The sequence below is a fragment of the Desulfogranum marinum genome (genome assembly GCF_016918565.1).
In the GTDB taxonomy this organism is placed as follows: domain Bacteria; phylum Desulfobacterota; class Desulfobulbia; order Desulfobulbales; family Desulfobulbaceae; genus Desulfogranum; species Desulfogranum marinum.
Map to the genome: position 1 here is coordinate 123,902 of NZ_JAFFQD010000004.1, position 25,930 is coordinate 149,831.

24 protein-coding genes are annotated in these 25,930 nt (G+C 43.6%); 17 read left to right on the forward strand and 7 right to left on the reverse strand.

The window, feature by feature from the left end:
- Positions 1–70 precede the first annotated feature (70 nt).
- The 9 genes from JWH17_RS04480 to dusB all read left to right on the forward strand — a co-directional run bounded on the left by JWH17_RS04480 (position 71) and on the right by dusB (position 8,741).
- Positions 71–469: a MazG nucleotide pyrophosphohydrolase domain-containing protein gene (locus JWH17_RS04480; protein WP_232370893.1), complete on the forward strand. Its 399-nt coding sequence runs from the start codon at positions 71–73 to the stop codon at positions 467–469.
- Between the two features lie 138 nt (positions 470–607).
- Positions 608–1,072, forward strand: coding sequence for a 30S ribosomal protein S6 (gene rpsF / locus JWH17_RS04485; protein ID WP_205221374.1), 465 nt, complete (start codon positions 608–610; stop codon positions 1,070–1,072).
- Between the two features lie 49 nt (positions 1,073–1,121).
- The gene (gene rpsR / locus JWH17_RS04490) at positions 1,122–1,361 is read left to right on the forward strand and encodes a 30S ribosomal protein S18 (protein WP_205221375.1); all 240 of its coding nucleotides are present in this window, start codon (positions 1,122–1,124) and stop codon (positions 1,359–1,361) included.
- Between the two features lie 69 nt (positions 1,362–1,430).
- Complete coding sequence (locus JWH17_RS04495; RefSeq protein ID WP_232370898.1) at positions 1,431–2,357, forward strand: DUF2232 domain-containing protein; 927 nt, start codon at positions 1,431–1,433, stop codon at positions 2,355–2,357.
- A 74-nt stretch (positions 2,358–2,431) separates the two neighbouring features.
- Complete coding sequence (gene rplI, locus JWH17_RS04500; RefSeq protein ID WP_205221377.1) at positions 2,432–2,887, forward strand: 50S ribosomal protein L9; 456 nt, start codon at positions 2,432–2,434, stop codon at positions 2,885–2,887.
- Positions 2,888–3,145: 258 nt separating this feature from the next.
- Entirely contained in the window at positions 3,146–4,519 is a 1,374-nt protein-coding gene (dnaB, locus tag JWH17_RS04505) for a replicative DNA helicase (protein WP_232370894.1), read from the forward strand.
- Positions 4,520–4,601: 82 nt separating this feature from the next.
- Entirely contained in the window at positions 4,602–7,082 is a 2,481-nt protein-coding gene (gene leuS, locus JWH17_RS04510; protein WP_205221378.1) for a leucine--tRNA ligase, read from the forward strand.
- 54 nt (positions 7,083–7,136) lie between these two features.
- Positions 7,137–7,685 carry an LPS assembly lipoprotein LptE gene (lptE, locus tag JWH17_RS04515; RefSeq protein ID WP_205221379.1) on the forward strand — a complete coding sequence of 183 codons (549 nt, stop codon included), beginning with the start codon at positions 7,137–7,139 and terminating at the stop codon, positions 7,683–7,685.
- 81 nt (positions 7,686–7,766) lie between these two features.
- Positions 7,767–8,741, forward strand: a complete 975-nt coding sequence (gene dusB / locus JWH17_RS04520) for a tRNA dihydrouridine synthase DusB (protein ID WP_205221380.1) — start codon at positions 7,767–7,769, stop codon at positions 8,739–8,741.
- Positions 8,742–8,833: 92 nt separating this feature from the next.
- Here dusB and JWH17_RS04525 read toward each other — a convergent pair whose 3' ends face one another.
- The 3 genes from JWH17_RS04525 to JWH17_RS04535 are packed head-to-tail and all read right to left on the reverse strand — an operon-like array spanning position 8,834 to position 12,786.
- Positions 8,834–9,700, reverse strand: a complete 867-nt coding sequence (locus JWH17_RS04525; RefSeq protein WP_205221381.1) for a tetratricopeptide repeat protein — start codon at positions 9,698–9,700, stop codon at positions 8,834–8,836.
- Positions 9,697–11,970 (reverse strand): nitric oxide reductase activation protein NorD, encoded by a 2,274-nt coding sequence (locus JWH17_RS04530; RefSeq protein ID WP_205221382.1) that lies wholly within the window; start codon positions 11,968–11,970, stop codon positions 9,697–9,699. Before JWH17_RS04530 ends, JWH17_RS04525 begins: the two co-directional genes overlap by 4 nt.
- 3 nt (positions 11,971–11,973) lie before the next feature.
- Positions 11,974–12,786 (reverse strand): CbbQ/NirQ/NorQ/GpvN family protein, encoded by an 813-nt coding sequence (locus JWH17_RS04535; RefSeq protein WP_205221383.1) that lies wholly within the window; start codon positions 12,784–12,786, stop codon positions 11,974–11,976.
- Positions 12,787–12,962: 176 nt separating this feature from the next.
- On the opposite strand from JWH17_RS04535, the gene JWH17_RS04540 reads away from it, so the two are divergent.
- A complete protein-coding gene (locus tag JWH17_RS04540) occupies positions 12,963–13,811 on the forward strand; it encodes a PHP domain-containing protein (RefSeq protein WP_205221384.1) in 849 nt (282 codons plus the stop codon).
- 28 nt (positions 13,812–13,839) lie between these two features.
- Entirely contained in the window at positions 13,840–15,228 is a 1,389-nt protein-coding gene (locus tag JWH17_RS04545) for a sigma-54-dependent transcriptional regulator (RefSeq protein ID WP_205221385.1), read from the forward strand.
- A 161-nt stretch (positions 15,229–15,389) separates the two neighbouring features.
- Here JWH17_RS04545 and JWH17_RS04550 read toward each other — a convergent pair whose 3' ends face one another.
- From JWH17_RS04550 to lpxK, 4 genes are all read right to left on the reverse strand, one after another.
- Entirely contained in the window at positions 15,390–16,247 is an 858-nt protein-coding gene (locus JWH17_RS04550; protein WP_232370901.1) for an NAD(+)/NADH kinase, read from the reverse strand.
- Positions 16,248–16,249: 2 nt separating this feature from the next.
- Positions 16,250–17,065, reverse strand: coding sequence for a pyrroline-5-carboxylate reductase (gene proC, locus JWH17_RS04555; RefSeq protein ID WP_205221387.1), 816 nt, complete (start codon positions 17,063–17,065; stop codon positions 16,250–16,252).
- Between the two features lie 258 nt (positions 17,066–17,323).
- Positions 17,324–18,322 carry a UDP-3-O-acyl-N-acetylglucosamine deacetylase gene (gene lpxC / locus JWH17_RS04560; protein WP_205221388.1) on the reverse strand — a complete coding sequence of 333 codons (999 nt, stop codon included), beginning with the start codon at positions 18,320–18,322 and terminating at the stop codon, positions 17,324–17,326.
- Positions 18,323–18,590: 268 nt separating this feature from the next.
- A complete protein-coding gene (gene lpxK, locus JWH17_RS04565; RefSeq protein WP_205221389.1) occupies positions 18,591–19,643 on the reverse strand; it encodes a tetraacyldisaccharide 4'-kinase in 1,053 nt (350 codons plus the stop codon).
- A gap of 322 nt (positions 19,644–19,965) precedes the next feature.
- Here lpxK and JWH17_RS04570 point away from each other — a divergent pair, with 322 nt between their 5' ends.
- The 6 genes from JWH17_RS04570 (at position 19,966) to JWH17_RS04595 (ending at position 25,889) form a co-directional block, all read left to right on the forward strand.
- Positions 19,966–21,069: a branched-chain amino acid ABC transporter substrate-binding protein gene (locus JWH17_RS04570; protein ID WP_205221417.1), complete on the forward strand. Its 1,104-nt coding sequence runs from the start codon at positions 19,966–19,968 to the stop codon at positions 21,067–21,069.
- Between the two features lie 127 nt (positions 21,070–21,196).
- A complete protein-coding gene (locus JWH17_RS04575; RefSeq protein WP_205221390.1) occupies positions 21,197–22,099 on the forward strand; it encodes a branched-chain amino acid ABC transporter permease in 903 nt (300 codons plus the stop codon).
- A 42-nt stretch (positions 22,100–22,141) separates the two neighbouring features.
- On the forward strand, positions 22,142–23,347 hold the full coding sequence (locus JWH17_RS04580) for an ABC transporter permease subunit (RefSeq protein WP_205221391.1): 1,206 nt from the start codon (positions 22,142–22,144) through the stop codon (positions 23,345–23,347).
- Positions 23,348–23,368: 21 nt separating this feature from the next.
- A complete protein-coding gene (locus tag JWH17_RS04585; RefSeq protein WP_205221392.1) occupies positions 23,369–24,148 on the forward strand; it encodes an ABC transporter ATP-binding protein in 780 nt (259 codons plus the stop codon).
- 1 nt (position 24,149) lies between these two features.
- Entirely contained in the window at positions 24,150–24,857 is a 708-nt protein-coding gene (locus JWH17_RS04590; RefSeq protein ID WP_205221393.1) for an ABC transporter ATP-binding protein, read from the forward strand.
- A 48-nt stretch (positions 24,858–24,905) separates the two neighbouring features.
- Complete coding sequence (locus tag JWH17_RS04595; protein ID WP_205221394.1) at positions 24,906–25,889, forward strand: Gfo/Idh/MocA family oxidoreductase; 984 nt, start codon at positions 24,906–24,908, stop codon at positions 25,887–25,889.
- Positions 25,890–25,930: the final 41 nt, after the last annotated feature.

Below are 25,930 nucleotides of genomic sequence, written 5' to 3' on the forward strand. Positions count from 1 at the left end.
TCGGACTCAGCGTAGTTCACTCCTCCTTGTTTTTTTCTTATTTTAACCTACTTCTTTTAGGTAAAATCCCTTGAATGTCGAAAATACAGATATTGGCAAAGAACTTTCCCGTCTCGTCGAAATTATAGCAACGTTAAGAGGTGATAATGGTTGCCCTTGGGACAAGCGGCAAACACCATTGTCATTTAAAAAATATTTAATAGAGGAATGCAAAGAGCTCATCGACGCAATCGAAGCTGATGACACCGATAATGTCAGCGAAGAAATTGGTGACATGTATTTTGTTATTACCATGTTATCCGCGATGTATGCAGAAAAGAAAAAATTTTCGGTCTTAGCTCCCCTTCTTGCTATTAATCAGAAAATGATTCGTCGGCATCCTCATGTTTTTGCGGGCGGTGAATGCAAAGATGACGAGCAATTACGACTTCAGTGGGAGAAAATAAAAAAACAGGAAAAAACAGGATAAAGACAGAGAATATGACTAGCTGGATTCTCTCTTGACTGCGTCTCTTTTTTTTTGTAGATTGTCCCGTTCATCACACTAACCTTCTCGCTCTCATCATCCAGATAGAAGCGAGGGCCACTATGACCACGAGGAGGAATCATGCGTCATTACGAAACCACCTATATTCTGCGCCCTAATATCGGTGAAGAACAATTCACTGAAATTATTGACAGAACAAATGCCCTTATCACTAATGATGGCGGAACAATTATTTCCGTAGATCGTTGGGGCATGAAAAAACTCGCCTATGAAATCAAAAAGGAAGTTCAGGGGTATTATGTTTATGTGAACTATGCGGCTCCTGGGCACACAATTGAAGAGCTAGAACGTATTTTTAGAATTGATGATCGTTTACTTCGTTTCCTAACGATCAAGCTCAATGAATCAATGGATGAGGCTGCTATTACTCTTGAAAAAGAAAAAATAGCTGCGCAGGCTGCAGCTCTAGAAGCTGCCGAAGCTGAAGAAAGCGAAGAAGAATCTGCCCCTGTCGAGACTAAAACTGCAGATGTTGTAGAAGAAAAAGCCGCAACAACAGCAGAAGAACCGACAGAAGAAGCATAAGAAAATTTATTTATCCAGTTAAAGGATTCACATAGAGGAGATTATCCCCATGGCCCCACCTAGAAAAGTCTTTTCTCGTCGTCGTGTATGCAGATTTTGCACAGATAAAGAAATCATTATAGATTATCGCGACCCAAAAACTCTGCGAAATTTCGTAACCGAACGCGGTAAAATTATACCTCGACGTATTTACGGTACTTGCGCCAGTCATCAGCGTCAATTGACCGAGGCTGTTAAGCGGGCAAGACAACTCGCACTTCTGCCGTATACTGGTTCAACTCAATTTTAAGCGTTTTAGGCTTGCAAAAAAGTGATAAAGGAGGAAGGACCATTTAGACGTGCTTCAATTTTAAAATACATGCTGCTGACGGCAGCTGTATTTTTTTTGCCATCTTTCTTCCCTCTTTTACTTGGGTGGTCACAAGGTGTATTGAGCATTCCGGTATTTCTGATTTTTTGCTTTTTGGGTCCTAAAAACGGCTTGAAATTTTTGAGAAATAGCCTGCTCCTCGCTGGAGCGGGCTTGATCATTGCTCAACGCATTGAGATATTTCTTTTTTCACTCACATTTATTCCACTGGGGTACACGCTCTACCAAGGCATGATCGCAGAGGAAAACGCTGTAGTTACAGGCGTTAAAGGAATCGTAACACAAGGTGGTAGCTGGATAATCTTCTGGATTATCTGTAGTTTGATAACCTCGGAAAATTTGTACACGCAGTTGGTCACCATGCTCGATGCCGGCTTTGCGCAAGCATACGTGGTATACAGCAAGCAGCCCGATATTTCGGCTGAGGTGCTTTACGCCCTGCAAATAGCCATTGAAGAAGTGCGCAGGGTCATTCCTCGTATACTTCCTGGTATATTAGGTTGTATGGTGATTGCTACAGTTTGGTTTAATCTGGTTATTAGCAACATTCTAGCTAAAAAAATGCAGCTCACCGAGAAAGGATGGGGCAAATATACAGCATGGTCTTTACCGGAGCAGCTAGTTTGGTTGCCCATATCTGTAGTCGTTGCCATGCTTGTAGGAAGCGGAGCAATAAAGGATACAGCTATATGTCTCCTGCTGGTGAGCGTTTTGCTCTATTTTTTTCAAGGGTTGGCCGTTTTTATCCACCTGCTGGACAAATGGAACGTTCCCGGCTTTTTCAGGCTTGCTCTATACTTTATACTTATTATACAGAGTTATGGTCTGATTTTTCTTGCTATATTAGGCTTTGCTGATGTGTGGCTTAATTTTAGAAAACTTCCGGGTAGTGTTACCGATCACACAGATAAATAAACAAAGTTATCATTATCGCCAAAAGGCAATATATCGTTGATAAACGAACCAAAATACATGTAGAGGGTTCACTCATGGAAATCATACTTAAAGAAACAATAGATACCCTTGGTCAGGAAGGCGAAATAGTAAAGGTAAAAGATGGATATGCCAGAAATTACCTGATTCCGCAGAAAAAAGCAGTAATTGTTAATAAAACTGCGCTCGCACTGTTAGAGAAAGAAAAACAGGCAATTGAAGCACGACTTGCTCAGCAACAAAAAGATGCTGAAAAAATGACGGCACAACTTGCTGACAAGGTAATTACCATCACCAAGCGTGTTGGTGACGAAGATCGCCTTTTCGGCTCAGTAACCAATAGCGATATTGTTGCTGGACTTGAAGGAATGGGAGTAAGCGTGGATAAAAAAAGCATTGTCCTCAAAGAACCCATTAAACAACTGGGAGAGTACAAAATCCCTGTAAAAGTCGGTTTTCAGGCCGTTGCTGAGATTGCTGTTCAGGTTATTCCGGAAACCCTTGCGGAATAATCCTTTTTTATCTCACTCTCAGCTGTTTCGCGTTTTTGAGTAGCTCTTGATTGGGTAGAGCTCCTCTTTTTCGTTGAATAAATAGTTTATTTATTTTTAGAGTTTTTTTGTAAAAAATAAATATTATAGGTCACCACAGTGCCTTTTCTGATTGCAGAAAAGGCACTTGTAATTTGGGCGTGCATAAATATGCAATGACAGTATAGTTGTTGCTAACGTCTTCGTATTATCCCATAGCATCTGTTTCAAGGCATGGAAATGCAACAAGCAACAGCTCCGCCCCTCACCATACTTCCTAAAATGCTTCCTCCGCAGAACATTGAAGCTGAACAGGCTGTTCTTGGTACCATTCTCATTCAAGATAAATCATTACTTCAGGTCGCAGAAATTATCGACCCTGAAGATTTTTATAAAAATGCGCATAAAATTATTTATGCAGCAATGGTATCACTTTTCGAAAAGAGCGAACCACACGATCTTATAACCGTTACGGGGCTGCTCAACGATCAAAATAAACTTGAAAAGGCTGGTGGCGCCGGCTACATAGCTTCTTTAACCGATATCATCCCCTTTACCGGTACTCTTGTTCATCACGCCAATATTATCAGAAAAAAATCTGTATTACGGCGACTCATTCAGACGACTTCCGAGGTGGCTGCACGTTGCTATGATACGCAGGATGATATTGAAACGCTGGTAGACGAAGCTGAAAAGACTATTTTTGAAATTGCCCAGTCCAAGAAAGGACAGGGATTTCAGCCAATGGCCAACATTGTTCCAAAAGCCTTTGACAGAATTACCAAGCTTTATGACCGTCAAGAACTCATCACCGGAGTTGCCACCGGCTATGATGAACTGGACAAAATGACTGCAGGATTTCAGTCATCTGACATGATAGTTCTTGCTGCTCGTCCTTCCATGGGTAAAACAGCCCTGGCAATGAACATTGTTCAGCATGCTGCACTTATTGAAAAAGTACCTGTAGCTGTTTTCAGTCTTGAAATGTCTATGGAGTCCCTAGCCTTACGAATGTTGTGTTCTTTAGGGCGCATTGACTCGCAAAGAATGAGGACAGGCAAACTCCTAGAGACAGATTGGCCCAAGTTGACCCGTGCTACTGGTATGCTAGCCGATGCTCCCATCTATATAGATGATACCGCAGGGCTCACCGTACTTGAAATGCGAGCCAAAGCGAGGCGATTAAAATCAGAAGATAATATCGGAATGGTAGTTGTAGATTATCTCCAACTCATGCAAGGGAAAAGTGGTATTGAAAACAGAGCCCAGGAGATATCTGATATTTCAAGGTCGTTAAAGGGGATGGCCAAAGAACTTGATGTCCCTGTGGTTGCTCTCTCGCAGTTGAACCGGAGCTTGGAGAGCCGTACCGATAAAAGACCACAACTCTCAGATTTACGTGAATCCGGAGCCATCGAACAGGATGCTGATGTTATCATGTTTATCTACCGTGACGAGATCTATAATAAGGCTGAAGATAATCCCAACAGAGGTTTGGCTGAAGTTATAGTCGGTAAACAGAGAAATGGCCCAACCGGAATTATTAAACTTACCTTCCTTGGAGAGTTTACTACATTTGAAAATTACACTACCCTTGCTCCACCTCTTACATAATAGCTTTTCAAGAGTTGGTTCGAATAGGGAAACATATAGGTTTTCGTAACCAGAATATTCAATTCATTACCGGCAACTGATTATGCAGCAGACAAACGAAAAATATGATTTTCAAGCCATCGAGAGCAGGTGGCAACAGCAATGGGATAAACTTGCGCCATACAAGGTTACTCATGAAAGTAACCAGAAAAAATATTATGTATTGGAAATGTTTCCCTACCCTTCTGGTCGTATTCATATGGGGCATGTACGCAACTACACAATAGGCGATGTTATCGCCAGGTACAAAAGGCTTCAGGGATATAACGTTATTCATCCCATGGGGTGGGACGCTTTTGGACTGCCCGCTGAAAATGCTGCCATGAAAAGAGGTGTGCACCCTGCTGCCTGGACTTACGAAAATATTGATTACATGCGTGAGCAACTTAAAGCCCTTGGACTCAGTTACGATTGGGATCGGGAACTTGCCACATGCAATCCCAAGTATTATCGATGGGAACAACAATTGTTTCTTGAAATGCTTGAGAAAGGTCTGGTGTACCGAAAAGAAACCACGGTTAACTGGTGTAATGATTGTCAGACCGTCCTTGCACGGGAACAAGTTATTGATGGACTTTGCTGGCGCTGCGATCAGCCGGTGTTGCCTAAAACAATGTATGGGTGGTTTTTTAAAATTACCGAGTATGCTGATGAACTCCTAGAAGACCTTGATTCACTGACCGGGTGGCCTGATAAAGTTGCAACCATGCAGCGTAACTGGATTGGCAAAAGTACAGGTCTTGCCTGCGATTTTCAGGTGGATGGAGTAGATGCTGTTGTTTCTATATTTACTACGCGGCCAGACACGATTTACGGAGTCACCTTTATGTCTTTGGCTGTTGAGCACCCCTTAATCGAAGAACTCATCTCCGGAGAACAGCAGCAAGACGCTGTAAAAGAATTTATAGAATCAACTCTTATTGAAAAACAACGGGCAAGTGCAGATCAGGAGCCAGAAAAGAAAGGTGTTTTTACAGGGAAATACTGTATTAACCCTTTTAATGGTGATCGCATCCCCATTTACGTGGCCAACTTTGTTTTGATGGAATACGGTACTGGTGCCGTCATGGCCGTACCTGCCCATGATCAGAGGGATTTTGAATTTGCCCAAAAATATGACTTGCCCATAAGGGTTGTCATTCAACCTGAAAACGAATCTCTTTCCGGTGACAGCCTTGAAGCTGCTTATGACCAACCAGGGCATCTCGTTGATTCCGGCGAATTTACCGGACTCGATTCATCTGCGGCGAGAAAAGCAATTATTGATCACGCGGTTAATAATCAGTTTGGTCAGCCGCACATAACCTATCGTCTTCGAGATTGGGGGATTTCCAGGCAACGATACTGGGGAGCACCGATTCCAGTTATTCATTGTGACCAGTGCGGAGTTGTTCCAGTTGCTAAAGATGACTTACCTGTTGTTTTGCCCGGCGCTGACAAAGCAGGTGGCGAGCACACTCCGTTGCACCAGCAGGAAGCATTTTATACAACCAAGTGTCCCAAGTGCGGCAAAGCTGCACAAAGGGAAACAGATACCATGGATACCTTTGTTGAGTCATCATGGTATTTTATCAGGTACACAAATCCCGGCTATCTTGACGGACCCATTGACCCTGATGCTGCCAAGTACTGGATGGCGGTTGATCAGTACATCGGTGGAGTTGAACACGCCATCCTCCATCTGCTTTATTCTCGTTTTTTCACGAAAGTACTCCGAGACCTTGGCTACGTTACCATCGATGAACCATTTACCAACCTTTTAACGCAGGGGATGGTTATTAAAGATGGTGCAAAGATGTCCAAATCCAAAGGGAATGTAGTTGATCCCAATGATCTTATTGAAAAATTTGGTGCAGATACTGTCCGTCTCTTTTCTCTGTTTGCAGCACCTCCGGAGAGAGACCTTGAATGGAATGCCCAGGGTGTAGAGGGCTCCTCACGATTTCTTAATCGAGTGTACCGGTTGATACAGCAGAATGTGGGCGCTTTTAACGATGATAGCACCATTTCTTCCGGCAAACTCAATGAGGCGTCAAGGGAGTTGCATCGGAAAACACACCAGACCATTCGCAGGGTTACGGAAAGTATTGAATCGAATTTTCATTTTAATACTGCGATTTCCGGAGTGATGGAGCTAGTTAACACTACAACGGGAGTACTCGGAGGAAAACAGGAGGTTGATCAAACTGTACTCAAGCAGGCACTTGAGACCATTATAGTGCTGCTTTTTCCTATGGTGCCTCATTTTTGTGAAGAATTATGGCAGGCTACCAATCACCCTCAAACCCTTGACCAGGCTTCATGGCCAGAGTTTGATGCTGAAGCCGCTAAAGAGGAAGAACTCACCATTGTCGTCCAAATAAACGGCAAGGTTCGTGCCAAACTTCAGGTTGCTTCAGATATTAGTGATGATGATATTCAAGCTATTGCGCTTGCCAATGAAAAAGTTCTCAAGTTCATGCAGGACAGTACACCCAAGAAAGTTATTGTAGTTAAAAAGAAACTTGTTAATATTGTATTATAATTTACTACAGTTACGAAATAACAATAATTATTATAGACTGAAAGGAGATAGACAGTGAAAATAAAGACCCAGGGACTGGCCGCTATTGTGTTCATTACTTTCTGCCTCTGCAGTTGTAGTGCATATTATTTCCCTCATATTTATGAAGGGCCAAGCCAGGTTATTTATGCTCCTACATGGAAAAACCGGACCAGCAAGCTTGGTTTGGATTCACAGATCTATCAAACTTTATCTCGGTGGTTTTTGAAATCAGAATCCATTACCTTGACCAAAGACCAAACTAAAGCTGACCTTGTTCTTGCCGGTGAAATCGTTTCCATAAGTTTACCTAGTATCTCGTGGGATGGTCAATCAAATGCCACTGATATTAAGGTCAGACTTGGTGTTCGCTATGTACTCAAAGATCTGAAATCCGGCAAAATACTCTGGGAAGTGCCTGAACAACTTTGGACAGAAGACTATCCTGCAGAAACAGTCAATGCCACCATCGAAGCAGAGGCACTTGAAACTATTGTCGATGATCTCTCTGAGTCTATTTATCTCGGTACATTAAAAAGATTGCGACAAAAAAACATGCCACCCACAGAAACAGTTACCAAATAAACGAAGCAATCATTCCCTGCAAGGCGCTTCAGAAGTTGGTTTCTGAAGCGCCTTTTTTTATTGTGATTTTAATTGAACCAAATGAACCCACCGCTTAAACCCCTTCAAATCGGGAAACTCGTTTTACCCAACCCTTTTCTTCTCGCCCCATTAGCAGGTTATACAGATCTTGCCTTTCGCCTTTTGTGCCGAGAAATGGGTGCTTCTCTTTGTTTTTCTGAAATGATCAGTTGCCATGGCTTGGTATATGGTCAGAAGAATACTCTGGTCTTGTTGGATACCGTGAGTGAAGAACGACCTTTTGGTATTCAGTTATTTGGAAGTGATCCAATTGCGATGGGTAAAGCAGCTGCTATCGTTTCTACCTATCCCGTTGATGTAATTGATATCAACATGGGTTGCCCTGTAAGAAAAGTTATTAAAAAAGGTGCCGGTTCCGCACTTATGAAAATCCCTGAACTTGCTGAAGCCATAATCAAAGCGGTCTGTGCCAATACTTCGCTCCCGGTGACCGTTAAATTTCGTAGTGGGTGGACTCACGAGAGTATTACCGCTGTCAGCTTTGCTCACATGGTTGAGAATGCAGGTGCAGCAGCACTCACCGTTCATGCCCGAACATGGTCTCAAGGGTTTGGAGGGCTTGCAGATTGGGACATTATCCGCCAAGTTAAACAGGCTGTTTCTATTCCGGTTATCGGCAATGGCGACGTACTTTCTTATGAACAAGGGGTACGGCGAATACAGGAAACCGGATGCGACGGTATCATGGTTGGCAGAGGGGCGCTAGGCAATCCTTGGGTTTTCTCCCCACAGGGGCGGCCTGCAACTCTTTCCGGAAGACTTGTTCAGTTACAGCGACATATGGAGCTTTCTGATAAGTATTTGCCGAATCAAAAAATGCTTTTTAGAATTAAGAATCACGCGGGTCGGTATTGTGCGGAAATTCCTGGCGCTGCCCGTATGCGAAAAAAAATTTATGATTGCGAAAATATGATTGAATTGCTGCAGCTTTTTACAACAGAGGCAAACTATAACGGGCCAGTAGATGAAGACTAATAATCATCTTGTTTATTGCTTAATTGGATTTTTCTTCGCATAGAAAGGTGGGCGCTGGATCCGAGAGATTGGGAAAAAAAATGCTGCACAGCCTAATCGTTGGTTTTGTTTTTGGCTGCAGGCACCCTTGGTTGAGTTTGTAGATTAAAACGTTCTATTTGCTGATATAAGCTCACCGAAATGGCCTGGGCGCGGTTAAGTTCTTCCCAACTCATGTCAGCCATAAGACTGTTTCGGCTAATTCTGGCTGTGGTGTTTCCCTGGCTGGCGGCTATCGAATACCATGCATACCCCAGGGCAAGGTCTCTTGCTGTGCCCGTTCCTGTCGCATGCATCATACCCACATTGGACTGAGCTAAACTATCGCCCTGCAAGGCTGCTTGGGTGTATAGCTCCAGGGCCCTGGACAGATCACTTTGACCATCAAGCCCATGATAATAAATAAAAGCAAGATCGGTAATTGCCGCCAGATTGTTAGCCTGCGCTGCAGGGATGAGCCATTTTTTGGCTTCTTTGTAGCTTTGCGGAACACCGCTTCCGCGAAGGTACATACTGCCTATTATCTGCATAGACTCAGGGGTACGCTTATTTTGTTTTGCAGCCTTCAGCAGCCATTTAAAGGCTTCCTTTAAGTCCGGATCAGTTCCCATCCCTTTAAAGAACATTCCACCTACCACAAACTGTGCTTCAGCGTCACCTCTTTGTGCTGCCACCTTGTACAAGTTTAAAGCTTTTGCATAGTTCTGAGGTTTTCCTATTCCGTTATAATATTTATATGCTTGAACTTTAAAGAGTTGGATTTGTTCATCTATTTCTTCTGCAGCATAGACATTAGAGCCATGAACGGTAGACAATAACAAGTAAAATGCCGCAACAATACCAAGAAGCAGTTTCAGGAGATGTAATGCAGGTAAAATCGTAGATGCAAAAAAAATGTCGTGTTTGCCATTTTTTTTCATGTTGTTAATACTTTGTAAATTTCCGGAACTAATGAAGGCAACCGCACAACATCGTTAACAAAAATATAATTAGCTGGTCCGTACATATGTGCCATATATGTTTGAGCGTGTCTATCTATTGTTATGCAGAATGGGTGAACCCCTTGCGATTTTGCCTCCAATAAAGCTTGTCTGGTGTCTTCAATGGCATATTTCCCTTTATAGTCATCATAATCTTCCGGTTTACCATCTGATAAAATGATGAGCAACTTCAGTTTTGCCTCGATATCTGCAAAAAGAGCATTCATATGGCGGATGGCAGGTGCCATGCGTGTGTATTCTCTGGGGCCGATACCTGTTATTTTTTGTTGGACGGTCGTATCATATTGCTCTTCAATGGTTTTAATTGGAAATATTTCGCAGCGAAGGCGACGCATGCCGGAAAAGCCGTATATGCCGTATCGATCATCAAGCATTTCCATCGCTTCACTTAACAGAACCAATGCTTCTTTTATCGATTTTCCCACCCATCCTGCTGTGGAGTTTGACATATCTACCAGAAAAAGAACGGCAATGTCTCGTTGATCTCGCAGGAGCCGAATAAACAATCTATCTGAAGGCGGATAGCCTGCAAGGGCATCGGCAAGGGACTCGACCAGAGCATCAAAATCAATGTCATCTCCATCACGTTGCCGGCGAATAAAATGTTCACTGGTCTGCATGACTTCAAACTGGTATCGTAATCGAGCAATCTGGCCACGATATTTTTTGAGTGTATCTGCAATAAAAGTCGATTGTACAGGTTCAATCTGTTTTTCAACCACTACACACCAATTTTTCCTGAACCCCTTTCGACGGTAATCCCATTCATCATAGACCACAGGTGCTATAATACCTGCACCTTGTGCAGCAGGATAAAGATCTGGAGCACCCCTACTCTGACCTGCCTGACCAGCAGCACTGCTAACGTAATGTTCGGGCAGATAGCCCAGGTCATCTATGATATCCTGTGCTAGGGATGCAAGTTCATCTGTCAGTTTAATCTCTTGGTTGTTTATTTGAATGTATACAGGTTCAGATAAATGGGGCTGGTTTTCGTTATTTTTATTGCCAATGACGATTCTTGCCTGATCTGCAGAATGCGAAGGCGGTGATTGGGGTTCATCAGATGCGTTTTCCGACGAAAAGGTAACAGTGTCTGGTAATTGTAGCAACAACGTGGAAAAAGCATCAAGGAAATGTTTTTTATCCTGTTTCCTTTTCTCTAGGACTGCAGCAACGACGGCATCCAGCCGTAATTCACCTTGAAAAAAAAGAGGCATTCCCAATAGTTGGTAAAGAGTTTCTTCCTTAAAAAGTGGGTAGATAGCTTTTGCCGCTTTTTTGCTGACAGTAAAGTCGGCAGTATTTTCTTTACAGGTACTCAGCCACTGCTTGACCAATGCTATTGTCTTGGAGGATACGTTGTGTTCAAGGCGAACAAAAAACATGTTTTGCAGGAGCTCAGTTACAGTGGAACACTCGGCTCGGGTGTTCAAATCAGGTAAAAAAGCAGGTAAAAGCGTTTTGACCTGTCGCATAAGGCCCGGCAATTCCTGATCCAAAAAATGGGTAATCCGAATAGTTTCACAAAAATGATAGAGTCTGCTTCCCAGAATGTTGTCCCTAAAAGACGCAAAAAAAGTATCTAAAGGGTGAGTGGCAAAAGCAAGGTCACTGGATTCTTTGATGGCAAGGGTTTTGAGTTTTATAGATGCCCACTGAAAGGAGACCATGAACTTGTACAATAAAAAGCACTGTTCTCTATCTGCACACAGACGTAATTCTTGTGGAACAAAAATAGCAGAAGTGTTGGTATAAAGATTTTCCGCAGGAAGCAGCAAGATCTCTCTTCCAGCCAAACCGTTAATATAAGGTTGTAATCTGCCCTTTGCTTCTTCAAAGTTGAGTCCACGTTTTCCCTGCAGGTGAGAAATGAAATAAGGTATCCTGCTTATGCATGACTGTGCAGCCTGCAAGCCTCCTTTCTCGTAATGATCAAGCAACTCCTTGACCCATTCGGCTAAAAAACCGCTCTCCACAAGAGGGAGTATTTCCTCAAATCGTGTAAGGAAAGTAAAACAAAGCGCATTGGAGACAGGCCAAATGACGGGGACTTGAGCTAGTATAATATTTTGGATGCGCTCTTGCTGATTGGCAAGCGGCAACAGAGAGTCTTCAACTTCCCATTCATTTGGCAAACTTGGCTCTACTAGAGCAAAGAATTGTTTGATCAGTGTTGTTATCTGCATTGATCACCAAAGAGAACTCACCATCTCATCCAGGGCGCTCATCAGTTCGTGGTCATCTGTCAACGGTTCGACAATCGCGACCCGACAGGCCAAATGGATTGGTATACCTTGAGCCACAAGCTGACCAGCCTGAATCAACAATCGGGTACTTGCACCTTCGACAAGTCCTGAGTCTTTCAGCCCGCGTGTCATATGGGCAAGTTTCACTAAAGAACCGGCCAGTTCAATGTCAACGTTTCCTTCTTTTTGAACAATTTTAACTTCTTGTTCAATTGATGGGTAATCAAAAGAAAGAGCGATAAATCGCTGCCTTGTTGATGTCTTTAGGTCTTTTAAGACACTCTGGTATCCAGGGTTATAAGAAACTGCAAGCATGAATTCAGGCGGCGCCATAATCAGCTCACCCTTTTTTTCAACAGGCAGTTCTCTTCTATCATCAGCAAGAGGGTGGATAACGACGGTTGTATCTTTTCGCGCTTCTACTATTTCATCCAGGTAGCAAATCGCCCCTTTCCTCACTGCAAGGGTGAGCGGGCCATCATTCCAAACAGCTTCTCCACCGCGGATAAGGTACCTGCCTACCAAGTCACTGGTTGATAAGTCATCGTGACAGGACACCGTTATCAGAGGACGTTGTAATTTCCAGGCAAGGTATTGCATAAAGCGGGTTTTTCCGCATCCTGTTGGTCCTTTGAGAAGTAGAGGCGCGCCAATGGTATAGGCAGCCATGGCTACATTTACCTCCTCGGCTGTTTGCAGGTAATACGGCTCATCGACAATGATATGTTCTTCTATTTTTGTGTTTTTATCAGCCATCAATGTTCTCCTTTTTGTTTGAATGATTGTAATGTAATGATTTGGATAAGAATGACAACCTATAGTTATAAATGGTTTTTATTTGCCTGTTGCAGAAAAGGACATGCGTGATTAAGCTGGAAAACAAATCCAAATGAACCACAAATGCTCCAGCTCACCATTACTCATTTTTTTCAATGTGCATCGATTTACACACTCACTCTATTTACTCGGACGGCAGTTCCACCCCTTTAGAGCTTGTCGAACTAGCCATCAAACAGGGGATTACAGCATTAGCGCTGACCGATCATGACACTATGGATGGTGTTGAGGAAATGATGCAGTTAGGGGAGGAGTACGACCTAACAATTCTAAGCGGCGTAGAAATCAGTGCCATGTACAATAAACAGAGTATCCATCTTCTTGGATATGGTATAGAGCCGACCAACAGTACATTTACGCAGTGGCTTGCTCTGCTGCAAGGTGGGCGAACGGAACGTAATCATAAAATTCTTGCCTCATTGCAGGAACTAGGATTTGAAATAACCGATAGAGATCTACAGCAAATGTCTGGCACTGGACTCGCAGGCAGGCCTCATATTGCTAATATACTGATAAAAAAAGGTATTGTCCGTTCCTTTGACGAAGCTTTTCGATCGTATTTAGGGAGAGGTAAAAAAGCCTGGCATTGTCGATTCTGCTACTCTGCGATTGAAACAATTAGTGCCATCCATCGTGCCGGCGGCATCGCAGTTCTTGCCCACCCAGGCCAGATAGATTCCAGTATGAAACGTCAGCCCGCCCTTATTCGGGAACTAGCCTTGTATGGATTGGACGGTATTGAAATTTATTATCCGTCCCATTCAAAAAAGATGAAAAAAAAGCTTTTTGCACTCGCTGCCGAAAATAATCTCCTTGTCACCGGGGGCAGTGATTACCACGGAGCAACTCGTCCTGCTAACATGCCGGCTTGCAGTGGGGGGACGTTTTGTCCACCAGTGGAATTGCTTGCACCCATTGTAGAAAAAATTAACCAATACAAATAGCTATAATCCATTTTTCAATGATAATGCCATGTATACGATCCTTGTAGTCGATGACGAACCGAATTATCAAATAGTCCTGTCCGAATTACTTCGTGATGAGGGATATGAAGTTTTTACCGCAGACAGTGGTTTAACAGGTTTGCCTATCGTACATGAAGCCGATCTTGATCTCGTTATTTCTGATATGAAAATGCCGGGAATGGATGGTATTGAGTTCCTTGCTAAAATCAAAGAATATAACCGCGAACTCCCTGTTATCCTTCTTACAGCCTTTGCGGAGGTTGAAATGGCTGTTGAAGCCATGCGACTGGGTGCTTTTACCTACCTAGCCAAACCTTTTTCCAATGAGCAGTTGCTTGCCGGCGTCGGCAAAGCCATTGAACACTATAACCTTATTCGTGAAATTCGAAGGTTGCGCGACGAAGCTACCCCACGTTCCGGTTTTGGCGGAATGATAGGGAAAAATCCTTCCATGCGTGCCGTGTATCAGCTCATTGAAAAAGTTGCTCCCGCTCCATCTTCCGTGCTTATTACCGGTGAGTCCGGCACTGGAAAAGAACTCGTTGCACGTGCCATACACAACTTGTCGCCACGTAAAAATGCTCCTTTTATTTCGGTCAACTGTGCCGCCTTATCAGAGCATCTTTTGGAAAGTGAACTTTTCGGCCATGAAAAAGGCGCTTTTACCGATGCAGTCAGCATGCGTAAAGGGCGTTTTGAACTGGCCGACAAAGGGACACTTTTTTTGGATGAAATAGGTGAAATGCCACCCCAGTTACAGGCGAAATTACTGCGTGTTTTGCAGGAAAAGACCTTTGAGCGGGTGGGCGGTAGTTCAACCCAGAATGTGGACGTCCGGATCCTAGCGGCAACCAACAAAGACCTTAAAGATGAGATTGAAAAAGGGAGCTTTCGCGAGGACCTTTATTACCGATTGAATGTCATTCACATTCACCTCGTGCCGCTTCGTGAAAGAGTCGATGACATACCGGCCCTTGTCACTCATTTTATAGAAAAAAATAGTAAAACACTAGGGAAAGAATTAGATATTTCCCCTGATGCTCTTCGTTTGTTGGTTACACTTCCCTGGGAAGGAAATGTACGAGAATTGGAGAATACCATTGAGCGGGCTGCGATTTTGTGCAGTGGTGATAAAATTGAACCGGAAGATGTGCAGCCGGACTCTTCTCAGCTCCATGATGCGCAGGAATGGAGTACGGGCTTGGAGCTCAGCCAGTTTATCCCTGAGAACCTCAGCCTTGCAGAGATACTTAATGGGATTGAGGAGAAGTTGGTTCGCCAGGCCCTTGAAGATGCTGCCAATGTGCAGGCAAGAGCTGCAGAACAATTGGGCATTACCAAAAGCCTGCTTCAATATAAAATGAAAAAGTATAAAATTAAACGAAAGAAAAAATAACGCAGCCCAGCAACTATACTGTGCTGAAAATGTAATTATTTAGCAGTGCTCTGAATGTTCACAAGCTGACCGATTTAGCAGATAAGTCTCGACTTCGACACATCGAAATGCTGGGCGGACAGATAGTGGGAACAGGGCTCCTGCTGAACAGTTACAAAGATTTAACAGTGTCGGCAAACTAATTCGGGTAAAGGTAAATCAATGCTTGAGCCGCCCCAGTTCAGTTTATTTCTCAAGATGGTAAAATAACTTTTTAAAGGGGAGCTGATAAGTAAAAGCGGCTTGGATGCTTTTTGCACCAGGAGGTAATCATCATCGGTTATTTTCCACTGTAGAGACCCATCAATGATAACCTTGACATCTCCGGCGGGAGCAAGCAACTGGCTCGTTATTTTCGTTTGCGGGGCAAGCAGTACTGGTCTGGATTCCAGCATAAAAGGACATATTGGGGTGACCAGAATAGTATCCAGTTCGGCATGGGCTATAGGGCCACCTGCCGACAGATTGTAAGCGGTTGAGCCTGTTGGAGTAGAAAGAATAAGCCCATCTGCCCTGTAGGTGGCTATATATTCTTTATCAGCCCAACAGCGTAGCCGTACCATATGTTCTGTGCTGTCCTTAACGATAACCACTTCATTGAGGGCGTACACAGGAGCGCTTTTGGCACCGTCTTTACCATGGATGACCGCCGCTGCGAGCATAATTCTTTCTTCTACCCTATAATCGCCTGCAAGTACTGTCTCCAACGAATAGTACATTTCGTCGGCTGAAACTTCAGTAAGAAAGCCAAGATTGCCTAGATTAACGCCTAGTATGGGGATGTCTGAATTGCTGGCCTGTTTTGCCACATGAAGAAGCGTACCGTCTCCACCAAGCACAACCAGCATGTCCAGGCCGGGGGTGAGTGGTTGGTTTAAGCTGGCGTCAATCCCTCGATCTTTAAACCAGGTAACCAGTTGCTTCCCGATTTTTTCAACATCCGGACTGTCCAGCCGTGTGACAATCCCAACAGCTTTCATCCTCACGCGCCCAACTCCTTTGATCGGTTGGCGGCAGCCAAAACCGCATCCATCAGCGCAGAGCGTATTCCACGTTGTTCCAACAGTTGAATACCTTTAATTGTTGTGCCGCCTGGAGATGTGACCTGGGCTTTCAGAGCGGCTGCGTTTTTATCGCTTTCCATGGCAAGTTTGGCAGTACCATATATAGTCTGCAAGACTAGCTGTTCTGCTGTGTTTCGTGGCAGGCCGGCCAGTACCCCGCCATCAACAAGACCGTCAATAATGGTGAAAAGATAGCCAGGCCCGCTGCCGCTGAGACCTGTTACGGCATCAAGTTGAGTTTCCTGGACTTCTATACAAAGACCAATGGCAGAAAAAATAGAAAGCGAGAGTGTGCGATCTGCTTCGGTTGCGTTTGTATTCAAACTTATGGCGGAAGCACCGGCCAAAACAAGAGCAGGAGTGTTAGGCATTACCCGGACAATACGGGAGTTGTCAGGTAATATAGATTCGAGTTCTCCAATGGTGACTCCTGCAAGAATCGAAATAAGCAGGTGATTAGAAGTCAAAAACATTACATATTGGTCGAGTACCTGGTGGCAGACCTGGGGCTTTACTGCAAGAATGAGGACCGTGCATTGCGCGCACAACTCCTCTGCTGTATCGCATGTTGGTATGCCATAAACATCATGCAAATATTTTTTTCTATCAGGGTCTGGATCTATGACTACCAGCTGTTCTTTTTGGGTCACATTGGCAGCAAGCAGGCCACGGATTAACGCCTCTGCCATCTGGCCACCGCCTATAAACCCTATACATTCGTTTGGTTGCAACATATCAGTCTTTCAAAAGGTGTTATTGTGAACTGTTCAGCCGTATTACAGGTGTGCGCAAACCATCAGGAAACAATACTAATATTATTTTTTTCTATCTGACTGCGTGCAGCTGGGGGTGGTGCTGGACCGTTACGTTAGTGTTGTAAAAAAAAACCGCCGGTAAAACCGGCGGTTTAGTAGGATAATATAGCGAAGTCTTTAATTTATTACCACATCATTTGTGGACTTACATACCGAGCAATCAAGTATTTAATACTCTCAGGCTGCGCAAACAGATTGTTGAACTCTGGACTCTGTGCCTGGAATGAAAAAGGGCGTTAGGCAATCACCTGCTGTTTTTGTGGTATTTACAACCTGACGCAGCAGGGCGTCACCTTTTTTCTGAAATTTTACATATTCCCAGGAGTCAGGGTTCTCGGCAATGGTTTTCATTAGTCCAAGGTGCAGGCCGTGACCGGAACGATCAGCTGTAACGTGTCCAAGAACAGGCGTTCCAAGCAGTGCAAGGTCGCCGATGAGATCAAGAACTTTGTGACGAATAAATTCGTCGTCAAACCTAAGCCCATCTTCATTGAGTATGGAACGACGGTCCCAATGAATAGCAATAGTATTTGCGAGATTGCCACCAAGAGCAAGGCCATTTTGCCATAGATATTCAACCTGCTCTACGAAACCGAAAGTTCGAGCTGAGGCAATTTCTTTGCAGAATCGTTCCTGGTTTACGTCGAGACTGTAGGTCTGCTCATTAATGAGTTCATTATCAAAGTGAATGCGACCAGTAATCTTGAAACCATCGTAAGGAACTATTTGAATGGATTTTTCTCCATCAGAGTATCGCAGAGGTTTTGTAATACGCAGAATCTTACGCAATGCCCTTTGTTTTGCTTTCCCACCTCGCTTAAGCAAATGGATAAAAGGCTTGGCGCTACCATCCATAATGGGCACTTCATGTGAATCAATATCGACTTCGGCATTATCAATACCAGAACCGCGAAGCGCTGCCATCAAATGCTCTGTTGTAGAGATGCGGTTTGCTCCCTGGCCAATAGTTGTTGCCAAGTTCGTGTCAACAACATTTTCAGCCCGCGCTGCTATTTCAGGTGTACCAAGAAGGTCTGATCGCAAAAAACGAATACCGCTGTTGGCTGCGGCTGGTCGTATTGTCAAATTGACGGTTCGACCGGTATGCAACCCTACCCCGCAACAACTTACGGATCGTTTTAAAGTGTATTGATGAGGCTCAATAAGTGATGCCATATTTAGTCCTATATATATTAAAAAAGTAAATTGCCTGTATGTATGGTTTCAACTTATGCAACAAGTGAGCCAAAAACAGACATCATTTCTTTTAAAATAGATAGCACTTTAAAAAGGTCTAAATATCAAATAATTAGGCGGGTAATTTTAATTGTTTGCCAGAATGCGGCCACATGGACACCTGTGTCAAATAAAACACACATCAGTAAATAATCTACAAATGTTGAAATTTCGACACATCTAATGGAGATGAAACGAAAACAATATGTTACCGCTGTATCTCCTTCAAAATATATTGGTCGAAAGTTGGATCAAATTTTGTCTCCATTCTCAGAGCATACAGTGGCAAAGGCAATGTTTTCTCTTTAAATTTTACAAGGTCCTTTTCCGTTGTCAACAGTGCTTCGGCGCCAACTTTATCAGCTTTATGAAGAAGGGTTGCCACGCGTTGATCCGTATACTTTACATGGTCGGGAAGGCTACTGAAGCCGACGATATTTAGCTGTTGTTTTTTTAAGGTTTGTTGAAAGGCTTGTGGATGCGCAATTCCAGAAAAACCATAAGTCGGCACCTGATTCAAATCTGTAAGTTCAGATGGACTAAGAGTGTCGTTACTGTCCAGTTGAACTAAGCGTTTCTTTTCATACCTTGCAAATTCTGTTTTTATTTCAGGGAATTTCGCGTGAAGAAGAGAAGCAAATTGATCAGCGCGATCATGGTTTTCCTGATGTACATCCGTCATGACAAATGTGGTAGCTCTCTTAAGCGCCGTAACAGGTTCGCGAAGATCGCCCCCTGGAAAAACGCGTGAATTTCCAGCTAATACATCTGTTTTAAAAAGGACCAGGTTAATGTCTCTGGCGAGTTGCATATGTTGAAAACCATCATCAAGCAAGAGGACGTTAGCCCCCATAACTATAGCCTGTTCTGCTGGTAATTTTCTCACAACACCGGTTAGAATGGGAATTCCAGGAAGGGTATCAGCTAGAAAACAAGACTCGTCACCTGCTTCCTTTGCATCAAGGAGAAGTTCAAACCCGTTTGAAACTATATTAACCGGTTTACGTGATGTTCCTCCATATCCCCTTGAAATAACTGCAGGTTTATATCCATTTTGCTGCAACAATCTGGCGAGATATTGCACGACGGGTGTTTTGCCGGTTCCACCTAATGTCAAATTACCAACACTGATGACTGGTACGGAGACGCGATGGGTTTTGAAATAGTTTTTTTTGTACAATAACGCCCTGAAATGCATGGCCAAGCTGTACAAAGGTGAAAACGGCCGCCCTAAAGAGAAATAAAATTGTTTTGAATTCATAGCAAAAAATAATCAAAAAAAAAACGAATTGAAAAGGTGATAAAGGGCCACAATAAAACCTTATTATACAACTCGCTACAAGCTTTTTGCGCTTATCCTGCCCTGTATAAAAGGTTAAGTTTAATTAAAAAATAAATACACAAACCTTCAAGCCCTACAATGTGTGAATAGCATTATTGTTCTTGCCGGCAATTTCATTTACTCGTTCAAGTCATTTTTAGTGTAATTTTCTTTTTGAATGGGGTATGAGTGAGCGTTATTGTTTCTAGAATTTTTTAAAAAATACATTAAGGAGGGACATCACGTGATTTTTTCAAAACGAATGCTATCCATTCTTGCAGCATTTGCCCTGGCAGCAGGCATCGCTTCAAATGCATCTGCAGCAGAGACCATCAAAATTGGTGTTGCCGGCGCTCACAGTGGAGACTTGGCATCTTACGGGATCCCAACCATGAAGGCAGCCCTGCTTGTTGCTCAAGATCTTAATGAGCAAGGAGGCATCAATGGTGTGAAAGTTGAGGTTTTAGCTGAAGATGACGTCTGTAAGCCTGAAGTAGCTACCAACACCGCCACCAAGTTGGTTTCCGAAAATGTAAACGTGGTTATCGGTCATATCTGTTCTGGAGCCACCAAGGCTGCGCTGCCGATATACCGTGATGCTAACATCATTGTTATGTCTCCTTCCGCCACCAACCCTGATCTTACCCAAAGTGGTGATTACCCCAATTTTTATCGTACTATTGCCTCTGATGATGCTCAGGCTCGGACATTGGTTGATTTCGCTACGGATACCTTAAAGGTTGGTAAAATCGCAGTTATTCATGATAAAGGCGACTACGGAAAAGGATTGGCTGAGTTTGTCAAAAGTTTTCTCGAAAAAGACGGCAAAGCTGAAGTCGTCTTGTTTGAAGGCGTGACACCTGGTGCTGTAGATTATTCAGCCGTTGTTCAAAAGATTCGACGCAGTGGAGCTGACGCTGTTATTTATGGCGGTTACCACCCAGAGGCTTCCAAAATAGTCAGCCAGATGCGCAAAAAAAGAATGAAGACCATGTTTCTTGCACCTGATGGCGTAAAAGATGATACGTTTATCAACGTTACCGGGAAAAATGCAGAGGGCGTCTACGCTTCCGGACCTGCTGATGTTTCCAAGAACCCATTGACCAAAAAGTTTCGTGATAAATTCATGGCCACCGAAGGTGCTGAGCCCGGTGCTTTTTTTGACAATGGCGTAACCGCAGCTCTTGCCCTCACCAATGCCATTGCTAAAGCAGGGACTGATTCCGCTGCAATCGCAAAAGTGCTGCACACTGAAACTGCCGACACACCTTTTGGGGCAGTAAAGTTTGACGAAACCGGTGAGCCTATCGGCATTGGATTTGTTGTTTACCAGGTTAAAGACGGCAAATTCGTCACAGTTCAGTAAAGTTTTCCGACACTGATTTTCATGCCTGGAACTGTAATAACAGTTCCAGGCATTGTTGCGTTAAGGTTTCTTTAACTATCACCCCACAACCAAGCCAGACACCGCATCTACTGCTGCGCATTCTCTTATGGACTATTTTATTGAACTCTTTTTCAGTGGTCTGACACGGGGCTCTATATATGCTTTAATTGCCCTTGGTTATACAATGGTTTATGGTATCATTGGGCTTATAAATTTTGCTCATGGTGAGATTTATATGATAGGAGCTTTCACCGCTCTTATTGTCTCCACCGTCCTGACCATTTATGGTTTTCCCCTTCTGGCAGTGATCGTCCTTACAGCATTGGCTGCTGTTATCTGGGCTGCATCATACGGGTATACCATCGAACGTCTTGCATATAGGCCATTGCGAAGTGCACCTCGTCTTTCTCCATTGATTTCAGCTATCGGCATGTCAATTTTTCTTCAAAACTACGTTTTGCTTGCCCAGACCTCGGATTTCCAACCCTTCCCTGCCTTAATTCCTGAATTTGATTTTATGGAACCGTATGCCCATATAGTCGGTTCCTCTGATCTGGCTATTCTTGTTGTGTCAGCAATTGTCATGATTCTTTTGACCTTCATGATCAAGTTTACTCGCACCGGCAAGGCAATGAGAGCAACGGCTCAGGATAGAAAAATGGCAATGCTGGTCGGTATTAATGTTGATAATGTTATTTCCATTACCTTTATTACCGGTTCCGCTTTGGCCGCTATTGGCGGACTTCTTATTGCATCCCATATTGGCCAAATAAATTTTTATATCGGTTTCATAGCCGGTATTAAAGCCTTTACCGCAGCTGTATTAGGTGGAATCGGCTCAATACCCGGAGCAGTTCTGGGAAGTTTTATTCTCGGGCTCACGGAAGCTTTTGCCACTGGATACGTTTCCAGTGACTATGAAGACGTGTTTGCTTTCAGCCTGCTCGTATTAATTCTGATTTTTAAACCAGCCGGTCTTCTCGGCAAGGCAACCGTAGAAAAGGTTTAATCGTCATTTTTACATCAATAAATCCCTATCAATTTCAGGCCCATGCTCTCTTTTAAGGATTTTAGAAATGGATTAATGGTCACCCTCTGGTTTGTCTTTCTTACCTTTCCTTTGCTGGTGATCAAAATCAACCCCATTGAAAAAAGTGTTGTTTGGCGATGGCATAATATGCTGTATGTCGCTTGCGGCACTTTTGTGTTCTATGTACTCTCACGTCTCTATCTTGCCAGGAAAAAAGAACAGCAACAAAAAATTAAAACAGGCATTGTAGAAGACAAGGTAGCTTGGAGTGCCAAGCTTTTTTCCGAGCCTAAATTTTACATACCGATAGCCGTTGCTGGTTGTCTTTTTGCTTTAGCTTTTCCTACCCTGTTTTCGACCTATCAGGTAAATATCATGATTACCGCCCTCATGTACGTTGTACTTGGGCTTGGGTTGAATATAGTGGTCGGTGTAGCAGGGCTGCTTGATCTTGGGTATGTTGCTTTTTATGCAGTTGGTGCCTACGCCTACGCCCTATTGAACATGCATTTCGGACTCGGTTTTTGGACAGTACTTCCAATAGGCGGCCTTCTTGGAGCATTGTTCGGCATTTTATTAGGCTTTCCCGTGTTGCGCTTGCGCGGGGATTACCTGGCAATCGTCACGCTTGGTTTTGGCGAAATCATCAGGCTTATTCTTGAAAACTGGGGAGAGTTTTCCCAGGGACCCAGTGGAATTTCCAATATTGCACGCCCTGGCTTGTTCGGCATTGATCTCTCGTTAGAGATGTCGATCAACTTTATGTATTATTTGACCATTCTCATGGTTATCTTTACTATTTTTGTAGTTAACCGATTACAGGATTCGCGAATCGGGCGAGCTTGGTTTGCGTTGCGTGAAGACGAAATAGCTTGTCAAGCCATGGGTATCGACAAAATGAAAACCAAGCTGACCGCCTTTGCACTTGGAGCCACCTGGGCAGGTATGGCGGGAGTTATGTTTGCTGCCAAGACAACCTTTGTTAATCCAGCCAGTTTTACATTTCTAGAATCTGCAATCATTCTCTGCATAGTCGTGCTCGGCGGGATGGGATCCATTCCAGGTGTTATCGTAGGCGCCCTGGTGCTTATCCTCCTACCTGAATATCTACGCGCCTTTTCTGATTACCGTATGCTTGTGTTTGGCGCGATCTTAGTCATTATGATGATTTTCAGGCCTCAGGGGATTATTTCCACTGTTCGACGCACCTATTCTCTTAAAGATTAAACAACCTGTTCGAATTTAAGTATGGAACCTATTCTCGATGTTAAAAACCTCACCATGGATTTTGGTGGGATTCGTGCACTTGATCACCTGAGCTTGCAGATTAAACCAGGTGAAATAGTTGCCCTCATTGGTCCCAATGGTGCCGGTAAAACCACCTTTTTTAATTGTATCACCGGGATTTATAAACCCACCAAAGGTGATCTGCTTTTAAACCCGCCAGGGAAAAAAACAAAAAAGCTCAATGGACTTAAGCCCAACAAAGTAACAGAACAGGGGCTGGCCAGAACATTTCAAAATATTAGGCTGTTTCCTAACATGACAGTGCTCGAAAATGTCATGATTGGGCGCCATTGCAGAACCAAGTCCAAAATTTTCGGCGCCATTTTCAGAGACCCACGTACCAAAAAAGAAGAAAAAGAGATCGTGGAACAGAGCCTTGAGATTCTAAAAAAAATTAATCTTGATAAGATGGCGGATGAGTACGCCAAGAATCTTCCTTACGGTGCGCAGCGTCGACTTGAAATAGCCAGAGCCCTGGCTACGGAACCAATCGTCTTGCTGCTTGATGAACCTGCTGCCGGAATGAATCCTCAAGAAACCCAGGAGCTCGATGAATTAATAACCAAGATTCGTGATGAGGGGCTTGCCATTTTGCTTATCGAACATGACATGAAACTGGTCATGAACATATCCGACCATATATTTGTGGTTGATTACGGTAAAAAAATCGCAGAGGGTAGCCCGGAAGAAATCGGTAAAAATCCTGACGTCATCAAAGCCTATCTTGGAGAGGATATTTAAAATGCTTGAACTCCGTCAAATTGATACCTTTTACGGGAATATTCAGGCCCTGCATGAAATTGATCTTAAGATCGAAGAAGGTGAGATCATAAGCTTGATCGGTGCCAATGGGGCCGGCAAATCCACTACCCTGATGTCCATAAGCGGTATTACCCCACCCAGGTACGGCGAGGTCCTTTTCAAGGGAAAACCCATTCACGAATTATCTCCTGATAAAATAGTGACCCTTGGCATTTGCCAGGTTCCTGAAGGAAGACATATTTTTCCCGAACTGACGGTTTCGGAAAATCTAGACATGGGAGCCTTTTTAAGAAAAGATAAAAAAGGTATCGAAGATGACCGTGAATATCTCTACGACCTTTTTCCTATCTTAAAACAACGTCGGAACCAGCCGGGAGGAAACCTCTCCGGTGGAGAACAACAGATGCTAGCCATGTCCCGGGCTTTAATGGCACATCCTCAGCTCTTGCTGCTGGATGAACCCTCCATGGGACTTGCTCCGTTAATCATTAAACAAATTTTTGAAATTATAGAAAAAATAAACAAAGAACAAAACACGACCATTTTCCTGGTTGAACAAAATGCCAACTTAGCGCTGAAAATTGCAGATAGGGGGTATGTACTTGAAAATGGCAAAATCATTATGCACGATCAGGCTGACAAACTCCTGGTAAATAAAGATGTGCAAAAGGCATACCTCGGTATTTGATGTTATTTCAGCCGTTCTTTTTTAATTCCAATATAATTAATTTTTACAGTGAAAACCATTAAAGTAGGTGTATTAGGTGTTGGGTATCTTGGTCGCTTCCATGCCCAAAAATATGCTGCCATGAAAAACGTCGAACTCGTCGGCGTTGCAGATACAGACAGCGAACAAGCACATAAAGTTGGAGAAGAGTGCAGTTGCAGGCCATTTATTGATTACAAACAACTGCTGCCTCTTGTCGACGCTGTTTCAGTCGTCGTACCCACCAGTCTTCATCATCAGGTCACCAAGGACTGTCTCAATCAATCAGTGGACGTAATGGTTGAAAAACCTTTTACTACCACTCTTGAGCAAGCCGACGAACTGATAGAACTGGCCAGTAAAAAAAAGGCTGTTTTACAGGTCGGGCATTTGGAAAGATTTAATCCTGCTGTGCTTGCTATGCAGCCGCTACTGAATCACCCGTTGTTCATCGAGGCCCATAGAATATCAGTGTTTAAGGACAGGGGGACAGATGTAGACGTTGTCCTCGACCTGATGATCCATGATATTGATATCATTCTTTCTATCGTAGATTCTCCGCTGAAAACCATACATACCGTTGGCACGCCTGTCATGACCCAGTTGACTGACATTGCCAATGCGCGTCTTATCTTTGAAAATGGTTGTACCGCCAACGTCACGGTGAGCCGTATCTCCATGGATAACATGCGCCGCATGCGTATTTTTCAGCCGGGGCGATATTTATCTGTTGATTTCGGTAAAAAGGAAGTCATGTCTATTCAACTCAAAAAAGAAGAGAGTGCTCCCTTTCCTTTACCAGATGTAAAGAAATATGGATTCCGTGAACAAGATGCCTTGGAACTGGAATTGACCGACTTTGTTACTAATGTCAGGCAAAGAAGTAAACCTATGGTTTCAGGGATAGAAGGACGTAGAGCGTTGGATATTGCCTTGCAGGTGGTTGAACAGATTTCAGTCAACCAGGAACAAGTTCAACATTTGCTTACCCCGGAAAACAACATTTGTTTGTAGTGCGAATTACCTCTTCTTCTATTTGTTAAATAATCCGCGAC